Annotated in this window: 12 protein-coding genes; 7 read left to right on the forward strand and 5 right to left on the reverse strand. The window is 44.5% G+C overall.

Annotated elements, in window-relative coordinates; translation table 11 throughout:
* The first annotated feature begins 61 nt into the window (after window positions 1–61).
* Window positions 62–1465: a peptidoglycan-N-acetylmuramic acid deacetylase PdaC gene (pdaC, locus tag WA279_RS18750; protein WP_336156308.1), complete on the forward strand. Its 1404-nt coding sequence runs from the start codon at window positions 62–64 to the stop codon at window positions 1463–1465.
* Window positions 1466–1503: 38 nt separating this feature from the next.
* Here pdaC and WA279_RS18755 read toward each other — a convergent pair whose 3' ends face one another.
* A complete protein-coding gene (locus WA279_RS18755; protein WP_336156310.1) occupies window positions 1504–1977 on the reverse strand; it encodes a YjfA family protein in 474 nt (157 codons plus the stop codon).
* Window positions 1978–2103: 126 nt separating this feature from the next.
* Window positions 2104–2271: a YjfB family protein gene (locus WA279_RS18760; protein ID WP_014476499.1), complete on the reverse strand. Its 168-nt coding sequence runs from the start codon at window positions 2269–2271 to the stop codon at window positions 2104–2106.
* Between the two features lie 126 nt (window positions 2272–2397).
* Between WA279_RS18760 and WA279_RS18765 the strand changes: the two genes are divergently transcribed.
* Complete coding sequence (locus WA279_RS18765; protein WP_336156312.1) at window positions 2398–3297, forward strand: DUF2268 domain-containing protein; 900 nt, start codon at window positions 2398–2400, stop codon at window positions 3295–3297.
* 8 nt (window positions 3298–3305) lie between these two features.
* Here the strand turns inward: WA279_RS18765 and WA279_RS18770 are convergent, their stop codons facing one another.
* Window positions 3306–3704, reverse strand: coding sequence for a ribosomal maturation YjgA family protein (locus WA279_RS18770; RefSeq protein ID WP_336156314.1), 399 nt, complete (start codon window positions 3702–3704; stop codon window positions 3306–3308).
* A gap of 100 nt (window positions 3705–3804) precedes the next feature.
* The gene (locus WA279_RS18775; protein ID WP_336156315.1) at window positions 3805–4380 is read right to left on the reverse strand and encodes a YjgB family protein; all 576 of its coding nucleotides are present in this window, start codon (window positions 4378–4380) and stop codon (window positions 3805–3807) included.
* Window positions 4381–4525: 145 nt separating this feature from the next.
* Here WA279_RS18775 and fdhF point away from each other — a divergent pair, with 145 nt between their 5' ends.
* The 4 genes from fdhF to WA279_RS18795 all read left to right on the forward strand — a co-directional run bounded on the left by fdhF (window position 4526) and on the right by WA279_RS18795 (window position 9580).
* Entirely contained in the window at window positions 4526–7483 is a 2958-nt protein-coding gene (fdhF, locus tag WA279_RS18780; protein ID WP_336156316.1) for a formate dehydrogenase subunit alpha, read from the forward strand.
* Window positions 7476–8036 carry a DUF1641 domain-containing protein gene (locus WA279_RS18785; protein WP_003232799.1) on the forward strand — a complete coding sequence of 187 codons (561 nt, stop codon included), beginning with the start codon at window positions 7476–7478 and terminating at the stop codon, window positions 8034–8036. The genes fdhF and WA279_RS18785 overlap by 8 nt, the downstream gene beginning before the upstream one ends.
* A gap of 197 nt (window positions 8037–8233) precedes the next feature.
* Entirely contained in the window at window positions 8234–8875 is a 642-nt protein-coding gene (locus WA279_RS18790) for a DUF4352 domain-containing protein (protein ID WP_003244850.1), read from the forward strand.
* A 78-nt stretch (window positions 8876–8953) separates the two neighbouring features.
* On the forward strand, window positions 8954–9580 hold the full coding sequence (locus WA279_RS18795) for an NUDIX hydrolase (protein WP_336156317.1): 627 nt from the start codon (window positions 8954–8956) through the stop codon (window positions 9578–9580).
* A gap of 30 nt (window positions 9581–9610) precedes the next feature.
* Here the strand turns inward: WA279_RS18795 and WA279_RS18800 are convergent, their stop codons facing one another.
* On the reverse strand, window positions 9611–9889 hold the full coding sequence (locus WA279_RS18800; protein WP_003232791.1) for a hypothetical protein: 279 nt from the start codon (window positions 9887–9889) through the stop codon (window positions 9611–9613).
* A gap of 388 nt (window positions 9890–10277) precedes the next feature.
* Between WA279_RS18800 and yjiB the strand changes: the two genes are divergently transcribed.
* Entirely contained in the window at window positions 10278–11468 is a 1191-nt protein-coding gene (gene yjiB / locus WA279_RS18805; protein WP_336156319.1) for a monooxygenase YjiB, read from the forward strand.
* Window positions 11469–11474 lie beyond the last annotated feature (6 nt).

Genomic DNA, 11474 nt, shown 5'->3' on the forward strand with positions numbered 1-11474 from the left:
ATAGATACAGTTCCAACTGACGAAGAGTAAATCGAAATGGCTACGAAAGAAGGAGTTTTTGTTGTTAGCAAAAAGAATTAAATGGTTTCATGTATTAATAGCAGTTGTATGTGTGGTGGGCCTTATCGGCTTTTTCCATAATCATTCATTGAAAAAAGAAACGGTCATGAATAAAGTAAGAACTGATTCTCAGTATGGGAATGTTGAGATCGCAACGCTTGTGAATGACGGGAAAACGTTCAATTACGCAGTTAACTATCCCGTTTTCAAAAATGAAAAAATGGATTCGGAATTAAAAAGATTCGCAGAAAAAGAGGTTCGTCAATTTCAAAAGGAAACAAAAGACGTTGACCAAGAGCATACGACAAAACGCAACGAATTAAATGTTGATTATAAAATTGTCCATTATGCCAAACAGACAGTGGCGATTGTATTTAATGAATATAAATACATCGGCGGGGCACACGGGCAAACCGTGAAAAAAACGTTTAACTATGATTTTAGTAAACAAGCGTTTCTTTCCATTGATGATATTTTCAAAGAGGACGCTGACTACTTACATAAGCTTTCGTTAATCGCTTATCACGAGCTGAAAAAGAATAAGGACATTGCCGCGGATGATGCACTGTTAAAGGAAGGGACGGCTCCGAAAAAAGAAAATTTCAGCCGCTTTGCCATCAAGGAGGATTATATCGAACTTTACTTTGACACATATCAGGTTGCAGCAGGCTATCTTGGAGAGCAATCGATTGCCATTAAGAAAAGTCTTTTGAAAGACATTCTGAAAGAACAATATATTGATAAAGCAAAAAATAAAAATAAAATCAAAGAACAAAAGCCGAAGCATGAAGTGATTTCTTTACCCAAAGAGGAAACGGTTGATCCAAATCAAAAAGTCATTGCGCTTACTTTCGACGACGGCCCGAATCCTGCGACAACAAATCAGATTCTAGACTCCTTGAAGAAATATAAGGGTCATGCCACGTTTTTTGTTTTGGGGAGCAGGGTTCAATATTATCCGGAAACGCTAATAAGAATGCTGAAAGAAGGAAATGAGGTGGGGAACCATTCATGGAGCCATCCACTTCTCACAAGGCTTTCAGTGAAAGAAGCGTTAAAGCAGATCAATGACACGCAAGACATCATTGAAAAAATAAGCGGATACCGCCCGACGCTTGTAAGACCCCCATACGGCGGCATTAATGACGAACTGCGGAGTCAAATGAAAATGGATGTCGCATTATGGGATGTTGACCCGGAAGATTGGAAAGACCGTAACAAAAAAACAATCGTTGACCGTGTCATGAGTCAGGCGGGAGATGGAAGAACCATTTTAATTCACGATATTTACCGCACCTCTGCTGATGCGGCCGATGAAATTATGAAAAAGCTCACCGATCAAGGATATCAATTGGTGACGGTTTCTCAGCTTGAAGAGGTTAAAAAACAAAGAGAAGCAAATTAGTAGGAAAAGGCTGCCCGTATGGACAGCCTTTTTTCTATTTAATAAGAGCCTGTGGTGGCCCAAACATTTAAGTTTGGTCCTGAATATTTGCCGAAAGCGTAAGAAGTCCTTGGATCTAAATCATATACCATCGGTGTATAGCAAGACTTTTGGCCGGCCACCGCTTTTCCATTGCCGCCTGCAGAATCACAATTATATCTCTTTCCGTCCGTGTTTCGGATAATCTCCGCATTTGCTTCAAAGCCAGACGTCAATGTATTATTCATCGTGATTTTTGCCCAAGCCGTTTTGCATGTACTGCTGAATTTAAGCTCGACTACTCCGATGACTTGATTGCTGGCATTCACTAAGTTTGAGGATTTTTTTGTAGAGCCGGTGGACGCACAATCATTGTAATAAGGGCTTTTACCATCGTAGGCATGGGTTTCCGCATTGGCGGGTACACCTTTGGCGGCAAAAACAAATACTACTGCGAATAACACCAATGAAGCCTTCGTAAACAGTCTTTTCATATCCTTTTGACCTCCTTAATATGGCAAACAATAAATCATACGGAGGAACAATCAAAACATGCATGCTTTTTGTGAACAATAAAGGCGGCCGGGAGGATGGAGTTATTGGCCGCCTTTGGTGTGAGGTTAAGCTTTTACATCAATGGTTTGTCCGAGAGTCGGATGCTGAATCATCTTTAAGGTTTGATCGGCATTTTGCTGGGCGGTGTCCAGCATTTTTTTCGTTAAAGCGATATTAACATTCTGGGCAAGGGATGCTTGATGCATTGCAACTGATAAAGCAGGAATATCCATCGTTCCACCTCCTATGCCTTACCTATCGGCGGGTTTGTATGATTTTACAGTGAAAAATGGCTTAATTTTCGCTGTTGACCCTTACGCTGCGGCATATCGTATGTTTTTGACAAGGAGGGAATCAGGATGAATCTAGTAATGGAAAAGACCTTTGAGCAATACGAAAAGCTGTTTTCAATGGAAGAACAGAAAAGAGAAGATGTATTTCGGTATACGATGATGAGGCCGTTTGAAAAGATGTGGACCGCCATCCAAGTTCCGCTGAAAGCGAAGGAGGCAAACGGCTATGATGTGATCATGGCTGCGAAAATGCTGGGCTATTTGGATGTCCGTGATGCTGAAAGCGGGCAGAGAGCACTGCAAATACTGAAAGAATCACATGTTTCAGAGACAGCTGAATCAGCACTTCGGCAATGCATTCTTTTTGCTGAGCGCGAGCAGCTGCGGGTGAATGCAGAGGAGATCAAATTCGGCCTTTATATCGCTGATCCAAATAAACTTCAGCTGCAAAAAGGCTACTGCGGGTTTGGAGGGATACCGGGCTTTATTCATGTATGGATTGATCCGAACCGTTATAACCTGCCAAGGATTCCTTCAATTATTGCTCATGAGTTTCATCATAATGTGCGGTTTTCGTATATAGATTTTCATCATGGCTCTGTAAGTGTCGGGGATTATCTTGTGATTGAAGGATTGGCGGAATCATTCGCCAGAGAGCTGTTTGGTACGGAACGATTGGGCCCTTGGGTAACTCGTTTTGATCATGAGGATTTGCAATATTCCATTGATGTGATCAATGAGGTGCTGGATGTGAAAGGATTTTCGGAAGTCAGCCGTTATATGTTTGGTGATCCAATTGCTAAAGACCAAGGCTTTAAGCCTGCAGGTTTATCGGCTTTTGCAGGTTATGCGGTTGGATATCATGCCGTTCAGTCATTTATGAATCAACATCATATCACGATAAGCGAGGCCACACGTTTGGATGCGAAGACCATTCTTTCTCAATGCGGGCTGTTTTCTACATGAAAAAAGCGTCACATACAGCGGCGCTTTTTGATTCCCAAAACCAGCAGTTCTATGGTGGCACAGGCTGCAATTCCAATTGTATATGCTTCGATATCGCTCCATAAAAAACCGTACCCCAGTACAAGCCCGCCAAGAGAAGTATCCCTAATCTGGTCGATCCATTCGGCATGATAGAGCTGGCTGAATTCAATGACAAAACAGAAAGAAAGACTGATAATGCCCGTTTTCATTGTCTTCAGCTTCCGAAATAGAAATCCGCATCCCGTAAAGATCATGGCGGCCCACAGCGAGTCTCCCAGATAAGTATTGAGGGAATCAGGAAGAGCACTGGCGAATGCTCTGGATCCAAGCCCGAGCCCCATGATCAGTATGGTGAAAGCTGCATATATCCATCGATTTCGCTTCATTGCGAATTGATACCCCGTCTCTTCTTCATCTCCCTGTATTGTAAGAAATATATCTTTTATTTGTCCACTAAAAAAGCGGCTGAATAGCCGCGTAGGGTGTTTATTTTGCTTTTAGGTTTACATGGTCGGCTGTCTGATCCGTGCCTATTACAAAATGGAGTTCATAGCGGCCTGTATCATATACATAATCGATTTCATCGGTAAACGGAACGGTTAACACCCGATTTGCTGGTCCTAATTGCTTCTGCAGCACTTCCGGCGTAACTCCGCCTAAATTCAGCTGCCGTTCCACACCGGTTCCAAAGTAGCGGATTTCTGAAATTGTCATGTCTTTATGATAGGAAAATCCGTAGCCCGGCTGTCCCATATTCCAGTGATATAAATCAAATCGATTGTCTCCCCCGCCTGGTCTTTCCGGTTCCCCAAACGCAGCGTGGACATCCGCTTTTGTGCTTTTGTTAATGGTAAGGCCTTGCGCCTGCTGAGGCATTTCCCCTTTATAGGCGGTGTTGTAAAGGTTTTTGACAAGCTCGGCGGCTGATTGATTCGTGTTTTCTGAGAGTGTGTTTGTTTGAGCTGCGGCCTTTGCCGGTGCTGAAAAGGACGCAGCCCCAAAGCCGGTAAAACAGCTTGTTACTGCTGCTGCCGCGGTTATAGCAGACATTGTCTTTTTCATGTTGATCCCTCCTTATTGATCTACCATCCCGTTTCCCGGTGTTAGTGCAATAAAACATGTGAGTGCGCTTTGTATGTTTTATTGAGTTGTTGTAAGGGAACTGAAATAGGTAATTCGGTATATAAAGCAAGAAAGGGGAATGGAGATGGCTGGCAAGAAAAAAATCACAGTAAACGGCGTTGAAATGGAAGCGTCCGAGGAACAGACGGTGCTGCAGCTTTTGAATAACAGCTCGATTGAAGTGCCGCAAGTTTGCTATCATCCAAGCTTAGGACCGATTGAAACATGTGATACGTGCATCGTCAGCATCAATGGTGAGCTGAAGAGGTCGTGCTCCGCTGAATTAAAGGATGGGGATATCATTGATACGCTCTCACCTGACGTGAAAAAAGCGCAGGTCATCGGGATGGACAAGATTTTATATAATCATGAGCTTTATTGTACAGTTTGCGATTACAACAATGGGGGATGCGAAATACATAATACGGTGAAGGAAATGAAAATCAATCACCAAAGCATTCCGTTTGATCACAAGCCATACCATAAGGATGAATCCCATCCGTTTTATCGGTATGATCCAGATCAATGTATTTTGTGCGGACGCTGTGTTGAAGTATGCCAGGACGTTCAGGTAACTGAAACGCTGACCATTGACTGGGAGCGGAAACGCCCGCGCGTCATTTGGGATAACGACGTGCCGATCAATGAGTCGTCATGTGTGTCATGCGGCCATTGTTCAACGGTCTGTCCGTGCAACGCGATGATGGAAAAAGGAATGGAAGGGGAAGCCGGATATTTAACAGGCATCAATAACGAAACGCTGCGACCGATGATCGAGATCACGAAAGGCGTAGAGACAGGCTACGGCTCGATTCTCGCGATTTCTGATATGGAATCTGCTATGCGCGATGAACGAATCAAAAAAACGAAAACCGTCTGCACGTATTGCGGCGTCGGCTGCAGCTTTGATGTCTGGACAAGGGGCAGAGACATTCTGAAAGTAGAGCCACAGGAGGAAGCGCCAGCCAACGGCATTTCTACTTGTGTGAAAGGCAAGTTCGGCTGGGATTTCGTCAACAGCGAAGAACGCCTGACAAAGCCGCTGATCCGTGAAGGTGACCATTTCCGTGAAGCAGAGTGGGAGGAGGCGTTATCGCTGATCGCCAGCAAGTTCACTGAATTAAAAGAGGCGTTTGGCCCGGATTCTCTCGCTTTTATTACATCTTCTAAATGTACAAATGAAGAATCGTATCTTATGCAAAAGCTGGCCAGAGGGGTCATTGGCACAAATAATGTGGACAACTGCTCTCGCTATTGCCAATCTCCTGCGACTGCCGGCCTGTTCCGGACAGTCGGCTATGGCGGTGATTCAGGATCAATTACAGATATCGCGCAAGCGGACCTTGTTTTGATTATCGGTTCGAACACGTCTGAGTCGCATCCAGTCTTATCCACTCGCATTAAACGGGCTCATAAGCTGAGAGGGCAGAAAGTGATCGTCGCGGATATCAGAAAGCACGAAATGGCAGAGCGCTCAGATTTATTTGTCCAGCCGCGTGCCGGATCGGATATCGTCTGGCTGAATGCGATCGCCAAATATTTAATAGAAAACGGCAAGGCCGATGAACGATTTTTGAGAGAAAGAGTGAACGGACGGGATGAATATGTAAAAAGCCTCGCGCCGTACACACTTGAATATGCTGAGGAGAAAACCGGGATTGATCAAGAAACCCTTATCCAAATGGCAGAGATGATCGGGCAAGCTGACAGTGTGTGCGCATTGTGGGCGATGGGCGTGACACAGCACATTGGAGGAAGCGACACGAGCACGGCGATCTCTAACCTGCTGCTTGTGACAGGAAACTACGGAAAACCGGGAGCAGGTTCTTACCCATTGCGCGGTCATAATAACGTGCAGGGAGCAAGTGACTTCGGGAGTATGCCTGACAGAATGCCAGGCTATGAAAAAGTGACGGATGAACAAGTCCGCCAAAAATACGAGCGTGTGTGGGGTGTGCCGCTGCCGAAGGAGCCGGGTATGACCAACCACGAAATGATTGAAAAAATCCATTCCGGACAGTTGAAAGCGATGTATGTAAAAGGTGAAGAAATGGGCCTGGTGGATTCCAATATCAATCATGTACACGCCGCATATGAAAAGCTTGATTTCTTTGTGGTGCAGGACATTTTCCTTTCACGTACAGCGGAGTTTGCTGATGTGGTTCTTCCTGCGAGCCCAAGCCTTGAAAAAGAAGGAACGTTTACAAACACAGAACGCCGGATTCAGCGTTTGTATCAGGTATTTGAACCGCTGGGTGAATCAAAGCCGGATTGGCAGATTATTATGGAGGTTGCCAATAAGCTTGGCGCCGACTGGCACTATAAGCATCCTGCAGACATTATGGAGGAAGCAGCCAAGCTGTCGCCGATTTATGCCGGTGTCACCTATGAACGTCTTGAGGGCTATAATTCCCTGCAATGGCCTGTAAACGCTGATGGAAAGGATTCGCCTTTACTCTTTACAGAGCGCTTCCCTTTCCCGGACGGCAAGGCCATTCTCTACCCTGTCCAGTGGACAGAGCCTGAGGAATTCGGTGAGGAATATGATATCCATGTCAACAATGGGCGGCTCTTGGAGCACTTCCACGAAGGGAACCTGACTTACAAATCAAAAGGGATTTCGGAAAAAACACCGGAAGTGTTCTTAGAAATTTCTTCTGAGCTTGCGGCAGAACGAGGGATTCAGGACGGAACCCTCGTCAGACTCACATCGCCTTTCGGAAATGTCAAAGTGAAGTGCCTGATTACTGATCGAGTCAAAGGGAAGGAAGTATATCTGCCAATGAACGATTCAGGGGAAGCGGCGATCAACCTGTTAACAGGCAGCCATGCCGATAAGGATACCGATACGCCTGCTTACAAGGAAACATCGGCCAAAATGGAAATTTTGAAGCACGACGGAATCAGCCCGCTGCCTAAGATCAACCACCGCAACGGCAATCCGCAGCCGCAAATCGGTGTGCAGGTTCATAAGAAATGGGCGCGGAAGGATTATATTTTCCCTGGTGACGCTGTGAAAAGGGGGGTGGGCCATAATGGCTAAAGCGATTAAACGAATCCAAAAAATCGAGGTAACAGAAGAGGATCAGCGAAAGCGTGATTTGCGGGAAATTGAAGATGCTCTAATTGACCACAAAGAAGCGATTCTCGAAACCTTGCATATGCTGGGCCATATGAACGAGCGCGGTGTCCTGCCGTTGCTCCGCGGCCTTTTTGGCCAAGGGGATAAAGTTCTTGATATCCTGGTGAAAAAGGCAGATACAGAGGAAACAGCCAATACGCTGAAAAATCTGCTTCTTCTGTTTGGGACACTGGGCATGCTGGACGTGAAGCAGCTGGAGCCCCTCATTTTGAAAGTGAATGCGGGTGTGGCAAGCGCTGTAGAGCAGAAAAACAGTGAAGAAAAGACAGGTTATTTTGATATTATCCGCTCGCTAAAAGACCCAGAAATCAACAAATCAATTACACTACTCTTTTCCTTTTTAAAAGGAATGGGACAAGATACAAAGGAGCTGGAACGCACGACGCAGCCTCCGGAACACCAAAAACATCATCAGGAACCTCGAGAGAAAAGAGGAATGAACAAGCGAGATTGACCTCCCACCCGAGCGGCTTCAGCCAGCTCGGGTTTTTTTGATGAAAAGGTCTAATGGACTAGTAAAAAATATTCAAATACTAGGAAGAAGTAAGATTGTGATGAATGAGATAGAAATAATCGTTACTTTCTTACCTGTTAAGAAAAGGAAAAATCTGATTATAATAGAAATCGATTACTTTAGATGGGGGAACAATCATGAAAAAAGTCTTATTACTATTATTTGTCTTGACGATCGGGTTAGCGCTTTCAGCGTGCAGCCAATCGAGCGATGCGTCAGAGAAGGAAAAACCGAAAGAGAAAAAATCGCAAGAAGAGCTTGAAAAGGAACTTGATAAGGAATTGAAAAAAGGCGGTGAGCCGAAGACCAAAAAAGATGATCAAATACATAAAATAGGAGAAACATTTAAAGCAGGACATACGAATTTTACAGTGAATAAAGTTGATAGAGTGCAAAAAGGTGAATATATGAATGTTGGCGGAGCTGTAAATGAGGAGACAAAAACAATAAAAGATGATGAGGAACGGCTTATTATAGAAGTTACGATGGAAAATATAGGGGAAGATTCAATAAGCTACAATTTTATCGGGTTTGATTTAAGAGATAAGAATGATCAATCAGTGCGGCCTGTTTTTTCTATAGAAGAGAAGGGCAGAATCCTTATGGGAGGAACACTAGTATCGGGGAAAAAGGTTACAGGTGTACTCAGTTATGTCATCCCTAAAGGAGAACAGAAACATTACACACTGGTATATAATCCGTTTTTAGCTGATACAAATAGCAGTAATACAGAAGAGAGAGTAAAGGACGATATTGATTACTTGGTGAAGTTAGATTAGAAGCTAATTTACAGTTGCACGTTTTTCATCTGTGGAAAACGTGCATTTTTTATAGCGAAACTTGACTTGAAAGGATGAGTGATAAAAGTGCAAACCAAATGGCTGGAACGGGTACAGCGGATTCGGGCGATCGCACAGGCGGGGCTTGCTTTTTCCAAGGATGTGTACGACAGGGAGAGGTACGAAGAGCTAATGAAGCTCAGCGCGGAAATGATGGCGGATTACTCACAGACGGACATTGAAGTTATCACTGATTTATGGAAAAGGGAGAGCGGCTATCCGACACCGAAAGCGGATGTGCGCGGCGCAGTATTTCAAGAGAATCAGATTTTGCTTGTCCGGGAGAAGCATGATGAGCTGTGGTCGCTGCCGGGTGGATTTTGCGAGATTGGTTTATCGCCAGCTGAAAACGTCGTCAAGGAAATCAAAGAAGAGTCGGGGTACGATACGGAGCCGTCTCGATTGCTGGCCGTGCTAGACAGCCATAAACACTCTCATCCCCCTCAGCCTTATCACTATTATAAAATCTTCATCGCATGCAGCATGACGGGCGGGCAGGGGAAAACAGGGATCGAGACGAATCATGCCGCTTTTTTTCCGGAAGACAGCCTCCCGCCGCTTTCTCCTAAACGAAACACACCCTCACAGCTTAGCATGCTGTTTGACTTTTTGCGCCATCCGGACAAGAAAACGATATTTGACTAAAAAAGAAAGAGCCAATGGGCTCTTTCTTTTTTATAATGTAATGTGTTTTTCGTTGGCGAGTTTCAGAAGGGTCAAAATAGAATCGGCTTGTTTATGGCCGAGTTTTTGCTTTAATTTGTTTTCTTCAACTAATCGGCTGCCATAAATTTTGACAGAGGCTTTGTCGACGACAGTATGCCAGTTTTCCTGTTTTTTTCCCTCAACAAGCGGTTTTTCATGTCTCTCAGAAAAAGAGAACACAAAGAGTACGAATGCAAGTGAAAGTAGGATTCCGACAACTTGTTTTTTGTAATCAGTCTGTGCTGCCACGTTGTTCTCTCCTTCACCTTTTACCTTCTATTTAATCATAGAACCAAATTATTTTACATAATGGGAAAGTCATTTTTGGAGTTAGTGCATTTGGTTGAAAACAGAGACGTTTTTTGAGCGGAGCGGTGCAATTGAATCCATATTGGATTTGCGTGCTTATGCCTAAGGTCACGTTGTGAGCCAAAACAGCAGTGCAGAATAGAAAAAAATTGAAAGATTATGGTAAGATGAACGAAATTCGAGGGGGAATATATGATGCCTGCATCGAACATTGTGATCGCCTGCCTGCTGTTATCAATTTAATTATTTGTGGTAGTCCCTCTCTTTTTCGAAAGCGGGAGGTGAAGTGGAACATTAATTGCTGAATTTTTTCAAGGGAGTGACCATAATGAGTGTGTTAAACCGCCGGCAAGCCTTGCAGCGAGCGCTGCTCAATGGGAAAAACAAACAGGATGCGTATCATCCGTTTCCATGGTACGAATCGATGAGAAAGGATGCGCCTGTTTCCTTTGATGAAGAAAACCAAGTGTGGAGCGTTTTTCTTTATGATGATGTCAAAAAAGTTGTTGGGGATAAAGAGTTGTTTTCCAGTTACATGCCGCAGCAGACAAGCTCTATTGGAAATTCCATCATTAACATGGACCCGCCGAAGCATACAAAAATCCGTTCAGTCGTGAATAAAGCCTTTACTCCGCGCGTGATGAAGCAATGGGAACCGAGAATTCAAGAAATCACAGATGAACTGATTCAAAAATTTCAGGGGCGCAGTGAGTTTGACCTTGTGCACGATTTTTCATACCCGCTTCCGGTTATTGTGATATCTGAGCTGCTGGGAGTGCCTTCAGCGCATATGGATCAGTTTAAAGCATGGTCTGATCTTCTGGTCAGTACACCGAAGGATAAAAGTGAAGAAGCTGAAAAAGCCTTTTTGGAAGAACGAGATAAGTGTGAGGAAGAACTGGCTGCGTTTTTTGCCGGCATCATAGAAGAAAAGCGAAACAAACCGGCACAGGATATTATTTCTATTTTAGTGGAAGCGGAAGAAACCGGCAAGAAGCTGTCCGGTGAAGAGCTGATTCCGTTTTGCACGCTGCTGCTGGTGGCCGGAAATGAAACCACTACAAACCTGATTTCAAATGCGATATACAGCATATTAGAAACGCCAGGCGTTTACGAGGAACTGCGCAGCCATCCTGAACTGATGCCTCAGGCAGTGGAGGAAGCCCTGCGTTTCAGAGCGCCAGCCCCGGTTTTGAGGCGCATTGCCAAGCGGGATACGGAGATCGGGGAGCACCTGATTAAAGAAGGTGATATGGTTTTGGCGTTTGTGGCATCGGCAAATCGTGATGAAGCAAAGTTTGACAGACCGCACATGTTTGATATCCGCCGCCATCCCAACCCGCATATTGCGTTTGGCCATGGCATCCATTTTTGCCTTGGGGCTCCGCTTGCCCGTCTTGAAGCAAATATCGCGTTAACGTCTTTGATTTCTGCTTTTCCTCATATGGAGTGCGTCAGTATCACTCCGATTGAAAACAGTGTGATATACGGATTAAAGAGCTTCCGTGTGAAAATGTAATAGATA

Origin of the sequence: Bacillus sp. 204(2023), from assembly GCF_037027505.1 — a bacterium.
GTDB lineage: Bacteria > Bacillota > Bacilli > Bacillales > Bacillaceae > Bacillus > Bacillus subtilis.

Bases quoted from the DNA above. Each gene is read 5' to 3' on its own strand.
- fdhF (WP_336156316.1), top strand. From the start codon at position 4,526: ATGGCTGGCAAGAAAAAAATCACAGTAAACGGCGTTGAAATGGAAGCG.
- WA279_RS18785 (WP_003232799.1), top strand. From the start codon at position 7,476: ATGGCTAAAGCGATTAAACGAATCCAAAAAATCGAGGTAACAGAAGAG.
- yjiB (WP_336156319.1), top strand. From the start codon at position 10,278: ATGAGTGTGTTAAACCGCCGGCAAGCCTTGCAGCGAGCGCTGCTCAAT.
- WA279_RS18775 (WP_336156315.1), bottom strand. From the start codon at position 4,380: ATGAAAAAGACAATGTCTGCTATAACCGCGGCAGCAGCAGTAACAAGC.
- WA279_RS18760 (WP_014476499.1), bottom strand. From the start codon at position 2,271: ATGGATATTCCTGCTTTATCAGTTGCAATGCATCAAGCATCCCTTGCC.
- WA279_RS18790 (WP_003244850.1), top strand. From the start codon at position 8,234: ATGAAAAAAGTCTTATTACTATTATTTGTCTTGACGATCGGGTTAGCG.
- WA279_RS18765 (WP_336156312.1), top strand. From the start codon at position 2,398: ATGAATCTAGTAATGGAAAAGACCTTTGAGCAATACGAAAAGCTGTTT.
- WA279_RS18770 (WP_336156314.1), bottom strand. From the start codon at position 3,704: ATGAAGCGAAATCGATGGATATATGCAGCTTTCACCATACTGATCATG.
- WA279_RS18755 (WP_336156310.1), bottom strand. From the start codon at position 1,977: ATGAAAAGACTGTTTACGAAGGCTTCATTGGTGTTATTCGCAGTAGTA.